This is a genomic window from Serratia sp. H1w (genome assembly GCF_000633355.1).
Lineage (GTDB): Bacteria > Pseudomonadota > Gammaproteobacteria > Enterobacterales > Enterobacteriaceae > Chania.
On sequence record NZ_AYMQ01000045.1, the window covers coordinates 51,196 to 73,653 of the forward strand.

Here is a 22,458-nt window from a genome sequence, read left to right on the forward strand (position 1 = left end):
CAGTGGGTTTCAGCCTCTAGCCGCAAAACTAGAGGCCCCACCGCTTACTGAGGATAAGGCACCCAATCCCCACCGTTAAGGCGAATATACGCCTTGCCCTAGTACTGCATCACGATGGCATTGTCATTCTCAGAGATCACCGCCGTCTGCGGTAGGTTCTGGGTCAGCACTTGCCAATCGACGCTTGGCGCGGTGAACACCTTGCCATCTACCAGGCGGGAAACCAGTTCAGACAGTGCCAGATAGCTGCTCGGCGTTTTAATTTCCAGCGGGCTGCCCTGATGCGGAGCCTGCATCCCGATCAGCTTGATGCCAACCGGCGTATGGGTAATATTCAGGCTAGGGATATCCCGCAGGCCAGACATCTGCATCTTGTCACCCGTCAGCGCCGCGCCGTGCTCCGGTACAATCACCACCATCACCTTGCGCCCGGATTTCTGTAACTGGTCCAGGAAGGTGTTCAACTGATCAAACAGCTTCTGCGCCCGGGGCTGGTAATCGGCCGTCTTTTTACCCCCGACAAAACGGTTACCATCATGTAATGGAATAATGTTGAAGAAGGTCGCGGTACGGGCTTCGGACCCCTTTTGCTGCTGTTCGAGCCAGCGGTTGAGCAGTTCCAGATCGTTATAAATCGGTTCGCCGTCGAACGAAGCCAGTTCATTGCCGATCCCGGCCTGCGACATCAGCGGAGCCTGCATATCACCTTCTTCACGCAGCTCTTTCAGGAAGTTGCCGAACGCGCCGGAGTGATCCAGCATCAGTTGCTCTTTGAAGCCAAGCTTGGCCAGGTTATCAAACAGGTAGCACTGTTGATTGGCGGGTTGGTACAGATCGTGGTGAGAAGGCTGACCACAACTGGCACGTAACAGGCGGATAGCCGCTGGGCCGCTATAGGCAGTGGCCGAGTTGAAGTTGGTGAACATGATGTCCATCTTGGCCCACAACGGGTGGTTGCGCAGATTGACTGCGTCCAGATCGGCCCAGGCCAGCGAGCAGATGTTGATTATCAGTACGTCAAACGGCTGGGCATCGGTGGGCAGGGCGGCCGGGAAGGTGGTCGCTCTGGCTTTTTCCTGTTCGTAGAACTTATCCAGATAGGCCGTGAGGTTGGCACTGGTCGGTGGGCCATTGGCCGCAGGCTGATCGCCTGCGGGCGCAGCGGTGGCAGGTACCGATGCTGCATCCGATCCCGTGGCCGTGTTGGTTGCGGGCAGCAAGGACACTGCCGGGCCAGCAATGTTGACCACGTTCAACCACACCAATGCCGCTACGGTAAATACCGTGATGCGCAGCCATTGGGCCAGGAACAGATAGGCAATCAGCAGGACGAAGCCCGCGCCAATCATCTGCCAGTTAATAAAGCGGTTGGTCAGTTCCAGCAGGTAATCCGCGCTGAAACCGGTGAGCTGCGAGCCCTGGCTGAGAATGCTGTTAATCCCCGGCAGCCAGGTGTCGTGGTAGAACAAACCGATACCGATGGGAATGGCGATCAGGTGGCGCCAGCGATGCCACCGTGGCGACGGGATCGGCATCAGCAGAAACGCCATAAACACCAGGTTGGGCAGCGCATGGAAGTTCAGATAGCCGAACCACAGCAGGCCGAACTTGGCCAGGAAATAGAAGTTCCAGCCGCCCAGACCGCGCCAGTAACGCCATAAGGTACTGCCGGATTGCGTTTTTTTCTCGTCGCTCATGGTTATTTTTTACGCTTGATTTGAGAGGTGGAACCTGCGCGTACCCATAGCCCTGCCGACTTTAAATAGCGCGGTGATAACAACAAATTCTGCCAGGATCGATACCAGTTGGGAAAACGCCGGTGCAGCAGGTAGCCCGTAGGAATAAACACTATGGCGCACAAGATCACCAGTTGCACGATATCGCTAATACCGATCATGGGTGTTTCTCCAGCCCATAGCTCAAGAGTGTGAAGGGGACCGGCTCACGGCGTTCGGCCTGCTGGTCACTGACTACGGCGGCAGTTTTGGCCACGGTCGGTTGCAGCGTACTGGCGGGCAGCGAAAATTCGATTTGCTGCCGCAATAGCCTGATTTTATCGATAATATCCACATCCTGGTGCCAGACTACCCGATTGCTGAACGCCTCGCTGACCGGCAGACGGAAGATGAACTTTAGCGCGGTATCCAGATCGTTAATCCGGCAGGTGGAAAGGAACAGGAACAGCCGATTCTGGGCCACGGTCATGACATCGCCAAAGCGACGTAGGTGGCATAGCGTCATCGATTGTTGAGCGCTCAATCCAGGAGCGGGGCGCAGCGCGACCATCACCCCTTTGCCATCTTCCGGCAACAGGGTGTTATCCATTAGTGATGTCACCGCCCGGCTGAAATCTTCCAGCGGCAGGTAGCCTTTCAGTTGCAGTGGGCGTAGTCCGGTAAGCAGAGTATCGATATTTTCCGGAATATGGCGCGATAGCCGCTGCCCCTGAATGCCTTCCAGCATGGTCAAGAAATTGGAAAGTGGTGCCACATGGGGCACGATCAGATTGGCGCCACAGGCCAGCAGCAGGCGTTCGTCGCTGTAACGCAGGCTGGCGCTCATCTCTCGTACCACTATCTTCAACCCATCACCCCTGCTGCGGCGCAGGTTATGGATCTGATGGGCCAACTCGTCTATTTCGTCACTCTGATACAGGGCGAAGATCAGCGTGGCGGCGATGGTCAGCATACCGCGCTGCATCAGCTTGGTATTGTTCTCAAACAGTTGCCAACTGGACGATAGCGCAGGGGCACCCTCCAGGACACGCTGTTCAGCCAGGCACAGGCTTTCGTCGTTGCGTTCCGGGGTCGGTGAGGGCTGGTCGCTGTCGTCTTCCCCTTGCCAACCTTCCGGGCCTTCGGTGAGGGTGAACAACTGATTGGCGTTGATGCCGTTACCCGTACTCCACCAGTGCACCAGATACTGGGCACTGCTTTGCAGCCCTTGCAGGCTGGCCAGGCCGTTGAGAATACGGTGCTCGGCGGCGAGCTGGCCTTTGAGTTTATTTACGCCGCTACCGTGGCTGAGGATCACCAGCGTGCACTGTTGCTGATGTAGCCATTTGCCAAGCCGGGCGGCCCAGGTGCGTAGTTCATCACTGGTAAAGGTCTGCCACAGGCTGGCGTGGGCCAACAGGATCAGCAAGCGGTTGGTGGGCTTCAGCTCACGCATCAGGTCATCGCTCAGGTGCAACAGCGCCGCCTTTTTTTCCGGCAAACTATATAAGGGAACCTTGTTGATCGCTGAGGTTAGGGGCGTTGCCAATAATCTGTCGGCCTGGTCGCCACTGCAAATCAGAGCCAGTTGGGCGCTTTCGGCCTGGGCGGCGACAATTTGCCGGCAAAACAGGTTGGCATCGCTCTGGCGATCGATATTCACCCAGTACATGCCTGGGGATTGCATAACCGACAACTCTTGCCAAATGCGTCGGATACCTAATGAAAATGAGTGCGCCATGGATTTATTCTACTTTCGTTGAAAGTTTCGTAGACCAACCGGATCCGGTCACTTTAGAATCGTCACGTTAAAGTTATCATAGCAAATCTGTCCGCGGGGGCGAGATTATCCGTTAAGATTCATCTTATTGACCCCGTTTTTTCCGAACATTGCTATAGTCATCTAACATTAGCCTATTTTATGAGGCGGCAAGATGAATAATGATGCGTTGAGCAGCTTTCAGGCGAAGGCTCCGGTGGAACTTCAGGACGATTTGCAGGCCTTAAGCCGCGCCTTTTCGTTGCCCAAGCTAAACTATATCGATATTTCACGCCAGGAACGGCTAGCACAAATGATGGCCCGCTGGCCGCTGTTGGCGGAGCTGGCCAACAAGACGGGGAGTAGTTGAGTTATGCCGGTTATTGCGCTGCAAGGGGTTCGGGGCGGTCTTGGCACCACGTCAGTCACTGCGGCGTTGGCCTGGGCGCTACAGCAACTGGGCGAGTCGGTGTTGGCGATTGACTTATCGCCGGATAACCTGCTGCGATTGCACTTCAATACGCCTTTCGAACTGGACCGTGGCTGGGCTCGCGCAGAGCTGGACGGCACCGGTTGGCAGCAAGGGGCAATGCGTTACTGCAAAAAACTCGATTTTCTGCCATTTGGTCGGCTAAATGCGACGGAGCGGTTAAAAATTAGCCAATCAGAAAGTGGCACCGCGCAACGTTGGCAGGATTTTTTGGCGCAATTACGCGCTTCCGGGCATTATCGCTGGATCCTGCTGGATATCCCGGCGGGTGATGCCCCCCAGAATGAACAACTGCTGGCGCTGGCCGACCAGGTTTTCCTGTTGCTTAACCCCGATGCCAATTGCCATGCGCGCCTGCATCAGCAACCCCTGCCTACGGGGTGCCACCTGCTGATTAATCACTACTCCTCGGCCAGCCCGTTGCAACAGGATCTGCATCAGCTGTGGCTGCAAACGCTGGCAGGCCTGTTGCCGCTGGTGATCCATCGTGATGAAGCGTTGGCGGAGGCGATGGCGGTCAAGCAGCCGTTGGGAGAGTATCGGCCAGAAAGCCTGGCGGCTGACGAGGTGCTGACGCTGGCCAACTGGTGTCTGCTCAACCTGCAGGATGCCGAGGTATGAGCAGGGTATTGAGCCTGCTGCTGGTACCGCCTGTTCACCGGGCGGTGCAACAGCGCTATCGTGCTTATCGCCGCGCGGGAGCCCCGGGATTTACTGCTGGCCTCACCACCCTGATGGTGGCTATTGGCTGGCTGTTGCTGCGGTTTGAATCCCCGGCCTGGCAAAAAGTGCAGGCAGGCCAAAGCTATTGGTTCCCGCATATTTCCCCTTATCGCCCACGTCCGGCAGACACGCTGCGCTATTTCTTGCAGGGTTTCTGGCTGCTGCTGACGCGCAGCGGCCCAGCACCGATGGGGCGTTCCTACTTTGCCGGTTGGCACCGCTTGCAGTTGCGCTATGCCAACTGGTTGCAGAGTTTACCGCAGCGCTTGCAGGGTGCCGGTATGGAAGAACGCACGGTACAGCGCCTCAACCGAATGAATCACCGCGTACGCCGGGCACTGTTTACCATTGCGGCCATATTGGCCGGGTTGCTGGCTTTGCTGTGTATTTCTCAGCCCTTCGAACTGCCCGCCCAGTTTATCTTTGTCCTGCTGCTGTGGTGCATTGCCATGGTGGTACGCCGTATTCCTGGGCGGTTGCCCGGCCTGATGCTGATTGTGCTGTCGCTGACAGTTTCCTGTCGCTATCTGTGGTGGCGTTATACCTCAACGCTGAACTGGGACGACCCGCTTAGCCTGACCTGTGGCCTGCTGTTGCTGGGGGCAGAAACCTACGCCTGGGTGGTGCTGGTACTGGGCTACTTCCAGACCGTGTGGCCGTTGAACCGCCAGCCGGTGCCAATGCCTGCCGATAGCAACACCTGGCCAACCGTCGATCTGATGGTGCCGACCTATAACGAAGATCTGGGCGTGGTGAAGCCGACCATCTATGCGGCGCTGGGGATCGACTGGCCGAAGGATAAAATCAATATCTATATCCTCGATGATGGTAACCGGGCAGAGTTTAAAGCCTTTGCTGAGGAAGTTGGGGTGAAATACATTGCCCGGCCAACTCATGAGCACGCCAAAGCGGGCAATATCAACAACGCGCTGAAGCATGCCAGCGGTGATTTTGTTGCCATCTTCGACTGCGACCACGTTCCTACACGCTCCTTCCTGCAACTGACCATGGGCTGGTTCTTTAAAGACAAGAAGCTGGCGATGCTGCAAACGCCGCACCATTTCTTCTCGCCCGATCCGTTTGAACGTAACCTGGGGCGTTTTCGCCAGACGCCGAACGAGGGCACGTTGTTCTACGGGCTGGTGCAGGACGGCAATGATATGTGGGATGCCACCTTCTTCTGCGGCTCCTGTGCCATCCTGCGCCGTACTGCGTTAGATGAAATCGGCGGTATTGCGGTGGAAACGGTGACCGAAGATGCCCATACCTCGCTGCGCCTGCACCGCCTTGGCCACACCTCGGCCTATATTCGTATTCCGCAGGCTGCCGGGCTGGCAACGGAAAGCCTGTCTGCCCATATTGGCCAGCGTATTCGTTGGGCACGCGGCATGGTGCAGATCTTCCGGCTGGATAACCCGTTGCTGGGTAAAGGGCTGAAGTTTGCCCAGCGCCTGTGCTATGCCAACGCCATGCTGCACTTCCTGTCCGGCATTCCGCGCCTGATCTTCCTGACCGCACCGCTGGCGTTTCTGTTGATGCATGCCTACATCATCTTCGCACCTGCGTTGGCGATTGCGCTGTATGTGCTGCCCCACATGATCCACGCCAGTCTGACCAACTCACGTATACAGGGCAAATATCGCCACTCTTTCTGGAGTGAAATCTACGAAACCGTGCTGGCCTGGTATATCGCCCGGCCGACGACCGTGGCGCTGTTCAACCCGCATAAAGGCAAGTTCAACGTTACTGCCAAAGGCGGGCTGATCACGCAAGAGCACGTCGATTGGGTGATCACCCGCCCTTACCTGCTGTTGGTGGTCCTCAATCTGGCCGGTCTGGGATTTGGCGTGTGGCGCTTTTTCTACGGCCCGACGGACGAGATGATGACGGTGGTCATCAGCCTGGTTTGGGTGATCTACAACATGACCATCCTGGGTGGGGCGGTCGCGGTGGCGGTGGAGGCCAGGCAGGTGCGGCAGTCGCATCGCGTGGAGATTGCCATGCCTGCGGCGATAGCCCGAGCCGACGGACATCTGTTCCCCTGTACGCTGCGTGATTACTCCGACGGTGGGGTAGGTATCGAAATGCGCGTGCCGGATCAATTGCAAGAGCATGACCAGATTTCGCTGCTGCTTAAACGTGGCCAGCAGGAGTTCAGCTTCCCTTGTGTGGTGACGCGTTCCCATGGCCGTTCGGTGGGGATCCGCCTGGTCGAACTCTCGACGCGCCAACATATCGAGTTTATTCAATGCACCTTTGCCCGGGCTGACACCTGGGCACTGTGGCAAGACGGATTCCCGGAAGACCGGCCGGTGGACAGCCTGCGGGACGTACTGATGTTAGGTTTTCATGGCTACCGGCGCATGGCTGACTATGCGCCGCCAATGCTGCGCAGGATCCTGGTTGGCCTGACGTCGCTGGCAACCTGGATCCTGTCATTTATTCCGCATGGCGTAGGAAGAGAGCGTGCTCCAACGGCCCCAGAGACTGTGGCATAGGCTGTGTATCGTAACTGCCCGTTCGCAGGTTCTGTGAACCGGCCCCAACATTGATGATGATGCGATGACGAGAAAAATAACCTGGTTTACCGCGCTGGCCTTAGGCATCAGTAGCTTGTCTCAGGCGGAAACGGCCCCCACACCAGCGGCTAGCGTGACTCCGCCTGCGAGCACCGTGGCTGAAGCTCCGGTCACCGTACCTATGGGGGTGACAGCACCGCCAGCGTCCGACGCGCCGGTGCGTGATGTAAAACTGCCGTTTACCGAGGTCGCACCACCGCCTGGCACCTTTATTCTGCGTGGAACCCGTCCTGAGGGGCAGATTGAGTTTGGTGTGCGCAGTGACGAGGTGGTTTCGCAGGCGTTGCTTGACCTGGAGTTTACCCCTTCACCGTCGCTGATCCCGGTGGAGTCGCACGTCAAGATCTACCTCAACGATGAGTTGATGGGGGTAACCACCATCACCAAAGAGCAGTTGGGTAAGCCTAATCACATCCAGATGGCGATCGATCCGCGCTATATCACCGATTTTAACCGCATACGTCTGGTGTTTGTCGGCCATTACCAGAACATCTGTGAGAACCCGGCCAACAGTACGCTGTGGCTGGACGTCAGCAAATCCAGTTCGCTGAGCCTGCGCTACCAGACGCTGCCGGTGAAAAATGAGCTGTCCCATTTCCCGGAACCCTTCTTCGACAGCCGCGATATCCGGCCATTAACGTTGCCGATGGTGTTTGCCGGCCAACCGGATCTGGAGCAACAGCGCGCTGCGGGGATCCTGGCTTCCTGGTTTGGTACCAAGGCGCAATGGCGCGGTCAGTCTTTCCCGACGTTATTCAACCGCTTGCCTAACCAGCACGCCATCGTATTTGCCACCAATAAACAGCGTCCGGATTTCCTCAAGGATTACCCGGCGGTCAACGGCCCGACGGTGGAGATGATCAGCCACCCGGATAACCCTTATGTGAAACTGCTGCTGGTGCAGGGCCGTGATGATAACGACCTGATCACGGCGGTGAAGGGCATCGCGCAGGGCAATATCCTGTTCCGTGGCCAGAATCTGAGCGTGGATAAGGTTGAACAGTTAGCGGAGCGTCAGCCATACGATGCGCCAAACTGGGTGCGTACCGATCGGGCCATGAAATTCAGCGAACTGCAGCAATATGCCGAACAGTTGCAGACTAACGGCGTTGAACCTGGGCCGATCTCACTGTCGATGAACCTGCCGCCGGATCTGTTCCTGATCCACAGCACCGGCATCGATATGCAGCTGAAATACCGTTACACCTCGCCGCGTATTCAGGATGGTTCCCGCCTGAGTATCAGCCTGAACAATCAGTTTGTGCAGTCCTATTCTCTGGTGCCAGAGAATGAGAAGGGAGCGCAACTGCTGCGTTTGCCGCTGGCTCAGGGGCTGCTCGATTCCGACAAAGCGGTCAATATCCCGGCGCTGAAGTTAGGAGCCACCAACCAGCTGCGCTTTGACTTCGATTACACCACGTTGCTGGCCAGCGGTGCCGAAGGGCGCTGCGAAACCTATTCGCTGGTGCCAAACCATGCGGTGATCGACGGCAGTTCCACCATCGATTTCTCCGGCTATCGTCACTTTATCGCCATGCCCGATCTGCGCGCCTTCGCCAACGCCGGTTTCCCTTTCAGCCGCTTGGCGGATTTGTCACAGACGCTGGTGCTGGTGAACAAACAGCCACAGCCTGCGCAGGTCAGTGCCCTGCTCAACGCCATGGGTAACATGGGAGCGCAAACCGGCTACCCGGCGCTGGCCTTCTCACTGGCCGATGACTGGTCACAGGCCAAGGATAAGGACGCCGATATCCTGCTGATTGGTACCATCCCGCCGGAGCTGCGCGATGACAAGAAAATCAGCCTGCTGGTGGACGCGACCCTGAGCTGGGTGAAAATGCCGATGCACCAACTGCCGCTGCCGAGTATGGATGTGCAGCAGGATGACGCCACGCCAGACAGCAAAACCACCATCAGTTCGGAAGGCGCGATGGCGGCGGTGATCGGCGTGCAGTCACCGTTCCACGATCAACGTAGCATCGTGGCCCTGCTGGCAGACAGCCCTCGGGGTTATGAGTTACTGAATAATGCGCAAATGGACAGCGGCAAGCGTGCGGCGATGTTTGGTTCGGTGGCCGTGATCCGTGAGTCCGGTGTCGATAGCCTGCGTGTAGGAGATGTTTACTACGTCGGCCATCTGCCGTGGTGGGAACGGATCTGGTATGCGTTGTCGACGCATCCGCTGCTGCTCGGGGCAATAGCCGCGCTGGTGGTGGTGATCGTGGCCCTGTTGTTGCGGCGTGGTCTGAAGGCCTTTAGCCGTCGTCGTCTGTCACCGGAAGATCGGGATTAATTGCCATGGTAGGGATCAGCCTGCGTCGCCTGCTGCCTGGCCTGTTGCTGCTGTGTGCGTTCAGCACGGCAGCAAGCTGTGATTGGCCTGCCTGGCAGCAGTACAAACAGTTCTACATCAGCAATGAAGGGCGGGTCATCGATCCGAGCAGCCCGAAGCGCATCACTACGTCCGAAGGACAGAGTTATGGGTTGTTCTTCGCGCTGGTGGCTAACGATCGGCCCACCTTTGATAAGCTGCTGGAGTGGACCGAGAACAATCTGGCCTCCGGCGATCTGAGCGCCCATTTGCCCGCCTGGCTGTGGGGGCAGGACGACGCGCAGGCCTGGAAGGTGTTGGACAATAACTCGGCTGCTGATTCGGATATTTGGATCGCTTACAACCTGCTGGAGGCGGGGAGACTGTGGCAAAGCCGCCGCTATCAAACGCTGGGTACGCTGTTGTTGCAGCGGATTGGCCGCGAAGAGGTGGCGAATATTCCAGGTTTGGGGCTGATGCTGTTGCCGGGCAAGGTCGGTTTTGTCGCTGAGGATCGCTGGCGGCTCAACCCCAGCTATTTACCGCCGCAGTTGCTGGCCCGTTTTGCCCCACTGAACGGGCCGTGGCGAGCGATGCAAAAAACCAGCCAGCGGATGTTGCTGGAAACGGCTCCGCAGGGGTTTTCGCCGGACTGGGTCGAGTGGCAGTCCGGCAAAGGCTGGCAGCCTGATCCCGTCAAACCTAATATTGGCAGCTATGACGCCATCCGGGTCTATCTCTGGGCTGGTATGCTGGCGGACGATGATCCCCATAAAGCGGCGCTGGTGAAGCAGTTCCAACCGATGGTGCGCCTCACCGCCCAGCTTGGCGCGGTGCCGGAGAAAGCCGATACCGCCAGCGGCAAAACCAACGGCACCGGTCCGGTCGGTTTCTCTGCCGCCATGTTGCCGCTGCTGGCCGCACAACCCGATGTCCTGGCGGTGCAACGCCAACGCATTCAGGATAACCCTCTGGGTAACGATGCCTATTTCAGTGCCTCTTTGCTGCTGTTTGGCCAGGGATGGGATCAGCAACGTTATCGTTTCAATCGTCAGGGTGAACTTCAACCCGCCTGGGGTAGCCAATGCGCAACTTCACACTAGGCTGGCTAAGCCTGTTTCCATTAAGCCTGGCGCTGTTGCCGCAGGCGCAGAGTGCCGAGAGCGTTGCCCCGGAGCAGTGGCTACTGGAGCAGGTGCGTATCGGCGAGGCCAGCAACAAAGATGAGTTGGTGCGCCAATCGCTATACCGGCTTGAGCTGATGGACCCGAACAACCCGGACGTGATTGCGGCGCGTATGCGTTTGGCGCTGCGGCAGGGTAATCAGGTATTGGCGCAGCAACAGTTGGATAAGCTGAAGGGGGTTGCACCGCAATCGTCAGCATTTCGTCAGGCAGAAATGAACATGTTGCTGACCCAGCCGGAAACCCGCCAGAAACTGCAACAGGCACGCCTGATGGCAACTGCCGGGCGCCTGCCGGAGGCCAAAACCCAGTACGACGAGCTGTTCCATGGCAATCTACCGACGCTCGATCTGGCGGTGGAGTATTGGCGTCTGGTGGCTCGGTTACCCGGCCAGGAACCGGCGGCGATAAAGCAACTACAGGCATTGGATCAGCAATATCCCGGCAACGTTACGTTGCGTATGGCGCTGGCGCAGATGCTGTTCAGCCAGAATAGCGATGCCAAAGCCTACGATCTATTGCAGAGGGTGGCCGCCGATCCCGCAGGCCGTGGTCCAGCCGCGGATTTGTGGCTGGCAAAGGTTAAAGCGCTGCCGGTCAGCCCGCAAAGCGTGGCGGCGTTAAACCGGTTCCTGGGCGTGTTTGAAAGCGGCGAACAGGCACTTAGCGCGCAACAGGAACTGGCTCGGCAGCGGACGCTGTTGTCCGACCCGGCCTATCGTGCGCGCATGGCCGGATTGGCACAGGTGAACAGCGGCGGCAGCCGTGCGGCGATCCCTGAATTGAAACAAGCGTTAGCTAGTGCGCCCAATGATGCCGAAGTGCTTGGCGCGCTTGGCTTGGCCTATTCCCGCGCGGGTAACCGTCAGCAGGCGCTGAGCCTGTTCCAGCAGGCGCAGAAGGCCGATAAGAATAATTACGACAGCGGCAAGTGGCAGAGCCTGATCCAAACCACCCGTTACTGGCTGGCGATCGATGCGGGTGACAAGGCGTTGAAGGCCAATAACCTGCCGCTGGCGCAGCAAAAATATCAGCAGGCACGGCAGATTGATAACAGCGACAGCGATGCGCTGATCGGCTTGGGTGACGTTGCCGTGGCGGGTAAAGATGATGCCGCCGCCGAGCGCTATTATCAGCAGGCCCTGCGTCTGGATCCGAGTAGCGGCAGCGCGGTGCGCGGGTTGGTGAATATTTACCAACGGCAGTCGCCACAAAAGGCATTGGCCTATCTCAATAGTCTGCCTCGTGGGCAACAGAACAAGTTACGCAGCACGCTCGATGGGCTGCAACTGGACATGCTCAAGCAGCAGGCCGATGAATTAGCCCAGCGCCAGCAGTGGCCTGCGGCGGCAGAAAAGTATCGGCAGGCGCACCAGAAGGATCCTGATGACGTCTGGCTGACCTATCACTATGCGCAAACGCTGCGCCAGGCCGGGCAACCGCAGCAGGCCGACGTGCTGATGCGCCAGCAGGCCGCGAAGAAGCCCGGCGATCCACAACAGGTTTACGCCTATGCGCTCTACCTGGCTGGCAGCGATCGCGATAACCAGGCGCTGGCCCAGTTGCATACGGTGCCCAAGGCGCAGTGGAACGACGGTATGCGTGAAATGGCCCAGCGTTTACAGATGCAGGCCACGCTCGATCATGCCGAACGGCTGCGTGCTGCCGGTGATGAACCTGCGGCAATCGCCTACCTGCGTCAGCAACCCCCGGCAACGCGTATCGATCTGACCCTGGCCGATTGGGCGCTGGAGCGGGGAGAGTATGACGCCGCGCTGGCGGATTATCAGCGAGTACGGGTGCGTGAGCCAAATAACCCGGATGCGCGCCTGGGTGAAATCGAGGCTTATGTGGCGCAAGGTCAGCTGAGTGAGGCTCGCCAACGGCTGCAAACGGCACCGGCACAGCCAGATGAATCGATCAACGGTCAGCGCCGGGTTGCCAATGCCTGGCGGGCGGTGGGCGAACCGCAGAAAGCGACCGATATCTTCCAGCAGCTAAAAGTTGCCGCCCAGCAAGAGCCGCCAGGGCAGGTTAAAGCCTTGGTGTATCGTGATGCCGCCAGGTTGGAGCAGGCGCAACTGCAACCAGAGCCGGTGCAGCAGGATTATCGCCAGGCGATGGTGGCCAGCTGGATTGCGCCAACGGTCCCTGCGGATAATGACGGTTACACCCGGCTAACCCGCAATAACGCGACGGATGATTGGTTAAAGCGCGGCATCCGCTCCGATGCCGCCGATCTCTATCGCCAACAGGACGTCAGGGTCACGCTCGATCACGACTACTGGCGTTCAAGCGGCACCGGTGGCATCTCGGATTATCAGGCGCATGACACCATGTTGCAGGTGGATATGCCGCTGTATGACGGCCGGGCGTTCTTGCGTACCGACACCGTCCAACTGAACGCGGGCAGTTTCTCGACCGATAATAACGGCAAGTACTTCGAAACCTTTGGCACCTGTAATACCCAGGGCTGTAGCGGTGACCAACGACAGAAAACCACCGGCACCAGCGTGGCGGCCGGTTGGGCCAACGACCATTGGCAAACCGATATCGGCACCACCCCGATGGGATTTGAGGTGGTGGATTGGGTCGGTGGCGTGGCCTATAGCGGCGACTGGAACCACATCGGTTGGACGCTGGGGGCTTCGCGGCGGCCGGTAACCAGCTCGCTGTTGGCCTTTGGCGGCACCCGCGATCCGAACACTGGCATTACCTGGGGTGGCGTGCGTGCCACCGGCATTAACCTGAGCGCCAGTTACGACCGTGGTGAAGCCAACGGCGTATGGGCTGATCTCAGTGCTCATCAACTGACTGGCCAGAACGTTGAGGATAACCAGCGTGAGCGCTTGATGGCCGGCTATTACTACAAGGTGATTAACGAAGATAACCGCCGTGCCACCGTTGGGTTGAGTACCATGCTCTGGCACTATCAGAAGGACTTGAGCGGTTACTCTCTTGGCCAGGGGGGTTATTACAGCCCGCAGCAATATGTTTCGCTGGCGGTACCGGTGAACTATCGCCAACGCACGGAAAACTGGTCGTGGGAAGTGGGGGGCTCGGTGTCGATCTCGCACTCGAAAACCAACGATGAAAAGCGCTATCCTCTGCAAGGGCTGATACCTGATTCTCTGCCAGACAAGGGCGCGATAGAAAGCGGGGGCTCCTCCTCCGGCGTAGGCTATACGCTGCGCGCTCTGATCGAACGCCGTCTCAGTTCCCATTGGACGCTGGGAGCCGGTATCGATATTCAACAGGCCAAAGACTACACGCCTAGCCATGCGTTAATTTATCTGCGTTACTCGCTCGCGGGTTGGCAGGGCGATCTCGATTTGCCACTGCAGCCGCTGACGCCGTACGCCGACTTTAAGTAATCTTAAATTGGTCGATTCATGGTGTCGCCCACAGGGTTGTTTTGCTACCCTGTGGCTATTCCGGTTCGGATAATACCGAAACCCGTGCTTTTCCTGCTGTTGACAAGCGGTTGATAAGGCAAAGGCGCGGGGCAATCGAGTATACTCAAGCCGCTTATCCAGCAAGCAATATTTCCCTTTACCCCGGTTCTTTTTTTGTAGCAGAGACTGGGGTGAGAAGCGTCACCTTAAGCACGGCGCTGCACCATCCGGCATTTTTTCAGTTAACTCTAGGGGAGCAGGTTTTTGCGGGTCAGGCGTTCGTTAACGATTAAGCAGATGGCGGCGGTGTCTGGTGTGGCGCTGGTGACGATCTGTATCTTCATCGTGATCCAGTTATTCCACTTTGTGCAGCAGCGCAGGGATGACTACGTCCAGCAATTGGAGAATGTGGCTCACGCCGTACGCCAAGCCCTGTCAGAAGCGGTGTTGCGCATGGATGTGCCAGAAACCAAACGCGTACTCAATGGCCTGCGGCCGGTGGGGATCCTCACCCGGGCAGATATCGTCCTGCCGAACGAGTTTCAGGCGTTGCACGCCGATTTCCCGCCGGAACGCCCAGTTCCCGCATTAGTGGCGCGTATTTTTGAGCTGCCGGTACAGATTTCAGTGCCGCTCTATTCGATTGAACGGGTGCCGGCCAATCCTCAGCCGCTGGCTTATCTGGTGTTGCAGGCCGATTCGTACCGCATGTATCAGTTTATCCTCAGCACGCTGTCGACCATGTTGTCGACCTACCTGCTGTTGGCACTGATCCTGTCGGTTGCCGTGAGTTGGTGCATGAACCGGCTACTGGTTTATCCGTTGCGCGCCATGGCGCGTGAGCTGCAAAATATCTCTGCAGAAGATATCCCATACCACCAATTGACGCTGCCTAGCCAACATCAGGACGACGAATTAGGCTTGTTGGTGCGTAATTACAACCGCAACCATCAAGCGCTGGCCAAGGCGCATACCGCCATGAGCCGCCTGAGCACCCATCACTCGATTACCGAATTGCCTAATCCGGCGTTGTTTACCGCACTGCTTGAACAGCATATTGCTACCAGCATGCGGCCACCGCGCTTTAACCTGCTGGTGGTGGGTATCGAAACCCTGCATGAAGCCTCCGGCGTGTTGAACCCCTCAATGCGTGAGGCACTGTTGCTGGCGTTGGCGAAAAAACTGCGTCAGGTCATCGGTGTGGACTGCGTGCTGGCTCAGTTGAGCAACGCCGAGTTTGCCATCCTGGCGAAAAATATCGAACAGCCCCTTCACGCCATGCAACTGGCCAGAAAAGTGATGGCGGCCATCAATGCGCCGTTGAACCTGCAACAGAAGATGCCGCTGCGGCCAAGTGCCAGTATCGGCATTGCCCATTACCCCAATCCAGGGGAGAGTGCGGAGCAACTGCTGCGCAGCGCTACCTCGGCCATGATGTCGGCGCATCGTGAGGGTAAAAACCAGATCCTGTTCTTCGAGCCTTGCCTGACCGAAAAAACCCAAAAGCGCCTGACGCAGGAAAGCGAGATCCTGCAAGCCATAGAGCAACGCCAGTTTATGTTGTTCCTGCAGCCTCAGTGGGATATGCAAACCTGCGAAGTGACCGGCGCGGAAGCGTTGTTGCGTTGGCAACTGCCCGATGGCCAGATCATTCTCCCGGCGGAGGTGATCCCGCTGGCGGAAGAGTTGGGCGTAATGGTGCCTCTCGGTAACTGGGTGCTGGAAGAGTCATGTCGTATTCTGGCCGCGTGGCAATCCCAGGGCATCACGTTGCCGCTGGCGGTCAATATTTCGGCGCTCCAGTTGCAGCATAAAGACTTTGTGCCTCACCTGAAGCGGCAGTTGGACGAGCAGCAGATCGACCCACGTAAACTGTTGCTGGAAATCACCGAGACGGTGCGGATCCACGACCTCGATCGGGCGCTGGAATTGCTCCGTGAATTGCACGACTTAGGCGTGTCGATTGCCCTGGATGACTTTGGTATGGGCTATGCCAGCCTGCATTATCTCAATCGCCTGAAATCCCTGCCGATCGATCTGATTAAAATCGACAAGAGCTTTATTGATGGGTTGCCAGAGGATGATGCGATGGCGCGGATCGTCAGCTCGATTTCCGAGGTGCTTCACCTGCCGGTGATGGCGGAAGGGGTGGAAACCGAGGCGCAGCGAGACTGGTTGCTACAGCACGGCATTCGCATTGGCCAGGGCTTCCTGTTTGCCAAACCTTTGCCCCGTGAGGCGTTTGAAGCGCAGTTTGCCCCTGTTACCAAAGCGTGATTTGAATTTTCTGTCGCTGAATTTTTATCTTCCCGCCGGTACTTTTGCCGCGGGAGATCCCCAGCTCGTCCCCCTTCTTTATGGCTACCTATTCTGAGTTAATGCAAAGAAAAGCTTACGTAACGCCGGAACTTGTACACTGACTGACGCGTTTCAGCTCTTAAATTCACACCAACATGCCTTGATTACGACAACAAGTTATTTCCATGTTGTTATGGGGGTGTTATTTTCCGCGCAAGCGAAAATACAGGATGGACGATTGATTGCCCGCCTGCCGCGTTGTCTCCCCCAAAGGATGTGCATATGAAAACAACTATATTTAAGAGCCTCTATTTTCAGGTATTAACAGCGATTACGCTGGGGATCCTGCTTGGCCATTTCTACCCTGACCTTGGTGCCCAGATGAAACCCCTGGGTGATGGATTTGTTAAATTAATCAAAATGATTATCGCTCCGGTGATTTTCTGTACCGTGGTGACCGGCATCGCGGGCATGGAAAGCATGAAGGCCGTGGGCCGTACCGGGGCGATTGCCCTGCTGTACTTTGAGATTGTCAGTACCATTGCGCTGCTGATCGGTCTGGTCATAGTTAACGTGGTGCAGCCGGGCGCCGGGATGAACGTCGATGCGGGAACGCTGGATGCCAAAGCGGTGGCCGTATATGCCGAGCAGGCTTCTCAGCAGGGCATCGTGCCATTCCTGCTGGATATTATCCCGGGTAGCGTAGTTGGCGCCTTTGCTAGCGGTAACATCCTGCAGGTGCTGTTGTTTGCGGTACTGTTCGGTTTTGCTCTGCATCGCCTGGGTGAGAAAGGCCAGGTGATCTTTAACGTCATCGACAGCTTCTCCCGCGTGATTTTCGGCATCATCAATATGATCATGCGCCTGGCGCCGCTGGGGGCCTTTGGTGCCATGGCGTTCACCATCGGTAAATACGGTGTAGGCACCCTGCTACAACTGGGCCAGCTGATTGTCTGCTTCTATATTACCTGCGTGCTGTTTGTGGTGGTGGTACTCGGCTCGATTGCCCGCTACAACGGCTTCAACATCTTCAAATTTATCCGCTATATCAAAGAAGAACTGCTGATCGTACTGGGCACCTCGTCTTCCGAATCGGTGCTGCCACGCATGCTCGATAAAATGGAGAATCTGGGGTGCAAGAAATCGGTGGTGGGGTTAGTCATCCCAACCGGTTACTCGTTCAACCTTGACGGTACTTCAATCTATCTGACAATGGCCGCGGTGTTTATCGCCCAGGCGACCAACACCCATATGGACATCATGCATCAGGTGACGTTGCTGGTGGTGTTGCTGCTCTCCTCTAAAGGGGCTGCAGGGGTGACCGGCAGTGGCTTTATCGTACTGGCAGCGACCATTTCGGCGGTAGGGCATTTACCGCTGGCCGGCCTGGCGCTGATCCTCGGTATCGACCGCTTTATGTCCGAAGCCCGTGCCTTGACCAACCTGGTCGGTAACGGTGTAGCGACGGTAGTGGTAGCCAAATGGTGTAACCAACTGGACGAAAAGCAGCTGCAAGACGTGCTGAACAACAGGGCAGATAAGGTTTCTGCTGACAAAAAGCTGCCTTCTGCCTGATTCTTTTTCCTCCCTTGTGTATCGGCTGCAGCCGCAGCCGATACCATTTCCGCTTGCTTATTGCTCATTTTTTCTCCATAACACCCTACCGGCTATTATTTTTCACTGTGATGAGTGACATCCGCAAAGGCGCGCGGTCTAACAGAATGGTACACTTTGCGCTTTCCACCCTACGGTGAAACTCAGGGTGTGATTGTTGCTGTGCCACGCACAGTTCAGGCCGTACTCGTCGTCATCGTGGCGAGACGCAGCCTTATATTCCATTGACTGGAATACCTTATTCGCATAAAAAATTGGCTAGTCATTAAGTAGGGGTTCACATGCAGGGCACCAGAATTCGTCTTTTAGTGGGTGGGCTGCTGTTGGTTGCGGCCAACGGCAGTGTGCACGCTGAAGCGCTACAACCTGATCCTGCCTGGCAGCAGGGGCAGTTGAATAACGGGTTCTCTTGGCAGATCCTGGATACACCACAGCGCCCGAGCGATCGCGTTGAGTTACGGTTGATGGTCAATACCGGATCGCTGGTGGAGTCTTCCCAGAAGATCGGTTTTGCCCATCTGTTGCCGCGTATTGCGATTACGCGCAGCGAGAGTTTTACCCAGCCGCAGCTACAGTCGCTGTGGCAACAGAGCGTGGACAGTGAACGGCCATTGCCGCCAGCCATCAGCTCTTATGATTTCACCATCTACAACCTGAGCCTGCCCAATAACCGCCCCGATCTGTTGAAAGAGGCGCTGGCCTGGCTGGCGGATACCACGGGCAAGTTGGCTATCGATGAGCCAACGGTAGAAGCGGTGATGAACGCCAATATGGATCCGATCGGCACCTTCCCGCCGAATCCCAAAGACACCTGGTGGCGTTATCGCCTGAAAGGCTCAACGCTGCTGGCACACGATCCGGGTCAGCCGGTCAAGCGGCCGGTCAATATCGAACAGCTGCAGAAGTTTTATCAGCAGTGGTATACCCCGGACGTCATGACGCTGTACGTCGTGGGTAAAGTCGATAGCCGTAGCCTGAGTGAGCAGATCAACAAGGCGTTCTCGCCTCTGCAAGGTAAGCGCGAGACACCGGCAACCATGCCAACTCTGACGCCATTGCCGCCGCAGCCGGTCAGCCTGATCAGCGATCAGGTAAAGCAGGATACGCTGTCGATCATGTGGGATACGCCATGGCATCCGATCCGCGATTCGCAAAGCCTGAGCCGTTACTGGCGCAGTGATATGGCCCGTGAAGCCCTGTTCTGGCACATTCAGCAGGTGCTGCAAAAGAGCGATCAGAAAAATATCAAGCTGGGCTTCGACTGCCGGGTGCAGTATCAACGTGCCCAGTGTGCGATCCATCTGAACTCACCGAATGACAACCTGAACAACGGCCTGGCGTTTATTGCCCGCGAATTGGCCAATGTGCGTAATAACGGTCTGTCTCAGGATGAGTTTAACGCCCTGCTGGCACAGAAGACCGATCAGTTGAGCAAACTGTTTGCCACCTATGCCCGCACCGATACCGACGTGCTGATGAGCCAGCGTCTGCGTTCACAGCAGAGTGGTGTGGTGGATATTGCTCCCGAGCAATACCAGAAGCTGCGTCAGGCCTTCTTGTCGTCGCTGACGCTGGAATCGCTGAATCAGGAACTGAAGCTGCAACTGTCGCAGGATGCCACCTTGGTGCTGTTACAGCCTAAGGGGGAGCCGGAGATGAACATGAAGCAGTTGCAGGAAACCTACAACGGCATCATGACGCCAGCACCAGCCGTGGTGAGTGAAGAGCCAAAGCCGGCTGATGCGACTCCAGCGGCACCGGAAACCAGCGCCCAGTAATCACGGCCCCTCACCCTTTGGGTGAGGGGAAAATCGCTTAACTGCGATACAGCACCTTGATGATGTGATAGCCGAACTGGGTTTTCACCGGGCCATAAGGCTTGAGCAACGGGATGCTGAACACTGCCTTATCGAAGGCGGCGACCATGGTTCCCTTGTTGAATTCACCCAAAGAGCCGCCGTTGCGCTTGGACGGGCAGCTCGAATATTTGCGCGCCAGCGTATCAAAGCTGACGCCGCGCTTGAGTTTAGCCATCAGCTCGTTTGCCAGCGTTTCGTTATCCACCAGAATGTGCAGGGCACTCGCGGTCTTGGCCATCGTTTTATCCGTTTAGTCATGAAGAATTCGCCGCATTATACCTGTCTTACCCTATGAATTTCGAGTTGTAGCTAGGCGACAAGAGCGTAAATCCCCAGGAGCTTATTTTTGATAAGTGACTGGGGTTTATGCTCGCAGGTAACAACGCTACAACTTGAAAGGCGACGGGTATAAATCTGGTCGGCGCTTTCTGCTACAATTCATCCCCCCAGCACACCACTATTGAGCAATAAAACGCCATGCGATTAAACCCCAGCCAACAACAAGCCGTCGAATTCGTTACCGGGCCCTGCCTGGTGCTGGCCGGTGCCGGTTCCGGCAAAACGCGTGTGATCACCAATAAAATCGCCCATCTGATCCACCAGTGTGGTTATCAGGCCAAACATATCGCCGCCGTGACCTTTACCAACAAGGCAGCGCGCGAGATGAAAGAGCGTGTGGCGCAAACCATGGGGCGCAAAGAGTCGCGTGGCCTGATGATCTCAACCTTCCATACGCTGGGGCTGGAAGTGATCAAACGCGAATATGCCGCGCTGGGGATGAAATCCAATTTCTCGCTGTTTGACGATCAGGATCAGCTCGCGTTGCTGAAAGAATTGACCGAGAAGTGGCTGGAAAATGACAAAACATTGGTGGCGCAGCTGATTTCGACCATTTCCAACTGGAAGAACGATCTGGTGGATCCGCAACGGGCCATGGGGCTGGCGCGCTCCGAGCGGGACAAACTGTTTGCCCACTGTTACGGGCTGTACCATGACCATATGAAGGCCTGTAACGTACTGGATTTTGACGATCTGATCCTGCTGCCCACCTTGTTGCTACAGCGTAATGAGGAAGTGCGCGAACGCTGGCAGAACCGGATCCGCTATCTGCTGGTGGATGAATATCAGGACACCAACACCAGTCAGTATGAGCTGGTGAAACTGCTGGTGGGCAACCGCGCACGTTTTACCGTGGTGGGGGATGACGATCAGTCCATTTACTCCTGGCGTGGGGCACGCCCGCAAAACCTGGTGTTGTTACAGGAAGATTTCCCAGCGTTACAGGTCATCAAACTGGAGCAGAACTACCGTTCCAGTGAACGTATTCTGAAGGCCGCCAACATACTGATTGCCAACAACCCGCACGTATTCGAGAAACGCCTGTTCTCCGAGCTGGGCTACGGCGAAGAGTTGAAGGTGGTGACGGCTAACAATGAAGATCATGAGGCCGAACGGGTGGTGGGGGAGCTGATCGCCCATCACTTTGTGAAGAAAACCAATTATGGCGACTACGCGATCCTTTATCGCGGTAACCACCAGTCGCGGTTGTTTGAAAAAATGCTGATGCAGAACCGCATTCCGTACAAGATTTCCGGCGGCACGTCGTTCTTCTCGCGTCCGGAAATCAAGGATTTGCTGGCCTATCTGCGGGTGCTGACCAATCAGGATGACGACAGCGCCTTCCTGCGCATCGTCAACACGCCAAAGCGGGAAATTGGCCCGGCGACGCTGCAAAAGCTGGGGGAGTGGGCCAATCAGCGCAACAAGAGCCTGTTCCGTGCCAGCTTCGATCTTGGCCTGGGCCAGTATTTGACCGGCCGGGGATTGGAGTCATTACAGCGTTTCACTCATTGGTTGGAAGGGATTATCCAGATGGTGGAGCGTGAGCCGGTGGCGGCAGTGCGCGATCTGATCCGTGGCGTCGACTATGAAAGCTGGCTGTTTGAAACCTCGCCCAGCCCGAAAGCGGCCGAAATGCGCATGAAAAACGTCAACACGCTGTTTGGCTGGATGACCGAGATGCTGGAAGGCAACGATCTGGACGAGCCGATGACGCTGACCCAGGTGGTCACGCGCTTTACTCTGCGCGACATGATGGAGCGCGGCGAAAGCGACGAAGAGTTGGATCAGGTACAACTGATGACCCTGCATGCCTCCAAGGGGCTGGAGTTCCCCTATGTGTTCCTGGTGGGAATGGAGGAGGGGTTATTGCCACATCAGAGCAGTATTGATGAGGATAATGTCGATGAAGAGCGACGTTTGGCCTATGTGGGGATCACACGCGCCCAGAAAGAACTGATTTTCACCCTGTGCCGTGAACGTCGCCAATACGGCGAGTTGGTACGCCCTGAGCCCAGCCGTTTCCTGTTGGAACTGCCGCAGGATGATTTGGCCTGGGAGAGCGAGCGCAAGGTGGTGAGCCCGCAAGAGCGGATGCAGAAAGGGCAGAGCCATTTGGCCAGCGTGAAAGCGATGTTGGCCAAGGCCAAAGGCGGTAGCTGACCCCGAGGATTCTCCCCTCACCCCAACCC

14 protein-coding genes are annotated in these 22,458 nt (G+C 56.9%); 10 read left to right on the forward strand and 4 right to left on the reverse strand.

From position 1 onward, the window contains the following. Positions 1–98: 98 nt before the first annotated feature. Genes bcsG through bcsE form a run of 3 tightly spaced genes read right to left on the reverse strand, consistent with a single transcriptional unit; the run spans position 99 to position 3,456 of the window. On the reverse strand, positions 99–1,697 hold the full coding sequence (gene bcsG, locus U869_RS29315) for a cellulose biosynthesis protein BcsG (protein ID WP_051588636.1): 1,599 nt from the start codon (positions 1,695–1,697) through the stop codon (positions 99–101). Positions 1,698–1,699: 2 nt separating this feature from the next. After that, on the reverse strand, positions 1,700–1,897 hold the full coding sequence (gene bcsF, locus U869_RS0108890) for a cellulose biosynthesis protein BcsF (RefSeq protein WP_029987209.1): 198 nt from the start codon (positions 1,895–1,897) through the stop codon (positions 1,700–1,702). Beyond that, positions 1,894–3,456, reverse strand: coding sequence for a cellulose biosynthesis protein BcsE (gene bcsE / locus U869_RS0108895; RefSeq protein WP_025119038.1), 1,563 nt, complete (start codon positions 3,454–3,456; stop codon positions 1,894–1,896). Before bcsE ends, bcsF begins: the two co-directional genes overlap by 4 nt. A gap of 193 nt (positions 3,457–3,649) precedes the next feature. On the opposite strand from bcsE, the gene bcsR reads away from it, so the two are divergent. The 9 genes from bcsR to U869_RS0108940 all read left to right on the forward strand — a co-directional run bounded on the left by bcsR (position 3,650) and on the right by U869_RS0108940 (position 19,846). Then, positions 3,650–3,844 (forward strand): cellulose biosynthesis protein BcsR, encoded by a 195-nt coding sequence (gene bcsR, locus U869_RS0108900; RefSeq protein WP_025119037.1) that lies wholly within the window; start codon positions 3,650–3,652, stop codon positions 3,842–3,844. 3 nt (positions 3,845–3,847) lie between these two features. After that, a complete protein-coding gene (bcsQ, locus tag U869_RS0108905) occupies positions 3,848–4,585 on the forward strand; it encodes a cellulose biosynthesis protein BcsQ (protein WP_025119036.1) in 738 nt (245 codons plus the stop codon). Next, positions 4,582–7,185 (forward strand): UDP-forming cellulose synthase catalytic subunit, encoded by a 2,604-nt coding sequence (bcsA, locus tag U869_RS0108910; protein ID WP_025119035.1) that lies wholly within the window; start codon positions 4,582–4,584, stop codon positions 7,183–7,185. The genes bcsQ and bcsA overlap by 4 nt, the downstream gene beginning before the upstream one ends. A 64-nt stretch (positions 7,186–7,249) precedes the next feature. After that, the gene (gene bcsB / locus U869_RS0108915; protein WP_025119034.1) at positions 7,250–9,559 is read left to right on the forward strand and encodes a cellulose biosynthesis cyclic di-GMP-binding regulatory protein BcsB; all 2,310 of its coding nucleotides are present in this window, start codon (positions 7,250–7,252) and stop codon (positions 9,557–9,559) included. 5 nt (positions 9,560–9,564) lie between these two features. Next, positions 9,565–10,680 carry a cellulose synthase complex periplasmic endoglucanase BcsZ gene (gene bcsZ, locus U869_RS0108920; protein WP_029987208.1) on the forward strand — a complete coding sequence of 372 codons (1,116 nt, stop codon included), beginning with the start codon at positions 9,565–9,567 and terminating at the stop codon, positions 10,678–10,680. Beyond that, positions 10,662–14,135: a cellulose synthase complex outer membrane protein BcsC gene (bcsC, locus tag U869_RS0108925; protein WP_025119032.1), complete on the forward strand. Its 3,474-nt coding sequence runs from the start codon at positions 10,662–10,664 to the stop codon at positions 14,133–14,135. The genes bcsZ and bcsC overlap by 19 nt, the downstream gene beginning before the upstream one ends. 285 nt (positions 14,136–14,420) lie before the next feature. Further along, positions 14,421–16,433, forward strand: a complete 2,013-nt coding sequence (gene hmsP / locus U869_RS0108930; protein WP_025119031.1) for a biofilm formation regulator HmsP — start codon at positions 14,421–14,423, stop codon at positions 16,431–16,433. Between the two features lie 303 nt (positions 16,434–16,736). Continuing rightward, a complete protein-coding gene (locus tag U869_RS0108935; protein WP_025119030.1) occupies positions 16,737–18,029 on the forward strand; it encodes a dicarboxylate/amino acid:cation symporter in 1,293 nt (430 codons plus the stop codon). A 320-nt stretch (positions 18,030–18,349) separates the two neighbouring features. After that, positions 18,350–19,846, forward strand: a complete 1,497-nt coding sequence (locus tag U869_RS0108940; RefSeq protein ID WP_025119029.1) for a pitrilysin family protein — start codon at positions 18,350–18,352, stop codon at positions 19,844–19,846. A 37-nt stretch (positions 19,847–19,883) separates the two neighbouring features. Here the strand turns inward: U869_RS0108940 and ppiC are convergent, their stop codons facing one another. After that, complete coding sequence (gene ppiC / locus U869_RS0108945) at positions 19,884–20,165, reverse strand: peptidylprolyl isomerase PpiC (protein WP_025119028.1); 282 nt, start codon at positions 20,163–20,165, stop codon at positions 19,884–19,886. 239 nt (positions 20,166–20,404) lie between these two features. Between ppiC and rep the strand changes: the two genes are divergently transcribed. Continuing rightward, positions 20,405–22,429 carry a DNA helicase Rep gene (gene rep, locus U869_RS0108950; RefSeq protein ID WP_025119027.1) on the forward strand — a complete coding sequence of 675 codons (2,025 nt, stop codon included), beginning with the start codon at positions 20,405–20,407 and terminating at the stop codon, positions 22,427–22,429. Positions 22,430–22,458: the final 29 nt, after the last annotated feature.

Coding starts and splice junctions, on each gene's coding strand:
- bcsG (WP_051588636.1), bottom strand. CDS start 1,697: ATGAGCGACGAGAAAAAAACGCAATCCGGCAGTACCTTATGGCGTTAC.
- bcsF (WP_029987209.1), bottom strand. CDS start 1,897: ATGATCGGTATTAGCGATATCGTGCAACTGGTGATCTTGTGCGCCATA.
- bcsE (WP_025119038.1), bottom strand. CDS start 3,456: ATGGCGCACTCATTTTCATTAGGTATCCGACGCATTTGGCAAGAGTTG.
- bcsR (WP_025119037.1), top strand. CDS start 3,650: ATGAATAATGATGCGTTGAGCAGCTTTCAGGCGAAGGCTCCGGTGGAA.
- bcsQ (WP_025119036.1), top strand. CDS start 3,848: ATGCCGGTTATTGCGCTGCAAGGGGTTCGGGGCGGTCTTGGCACCACG.
- bcsA (WP_025119035.1), top strand. CDS start 4,582: ATGAGCAGGGTATTGAGCCTGCTGCTGGTACCGCCTGTTCACCGGGCG.
- bcsB (WP_025119034.1), top strand. CDS start 7,250: ATGACGAGAAAAATAACCTGGTTTACCGCGCTGGCCTTAGGCATCAGT.
- bcsZ (WP_029987208.1), top strand. CDS start 9,565: ATGGTAGGGATCAGCCTGCGTCGCCTGCTGCCTGGCCTGTTGCTGCTG.
- bcsC (WP_025119032.1), top strand. CDS start 10,662: ATGCGCAACTTCACACTAGGCTGGCTAAGCCTGTTTCCATTAAGCCTG.
- U869_RS0108935 (WP_025119030.1), top strand. CDS start 16,737: ATGAAAACAACTATATTTAAGAGCCTCTATTTTCAGGTATTAACAGCG.
- U869_RS0108940 (WP_025119029.1), top strand. CDS start 18,350: ATGCAGGGCACCAGAATTCGTCTTTTAGTGGGTGGGCTGCTGTTGGTT.
- ppiC (WP_025119028.1), bottom strand. CDS start 20,165: ATGGCCAAGACCGCGAGTGCCCTGCACATTCTGGTGGATAACGAAACG.
- rep (WP_025119027.1), top strand. CDS start 20,405: ATGCGATTAAACCCCAGCCAACAACAAGCCGTCGAATTCGTTACCGGG.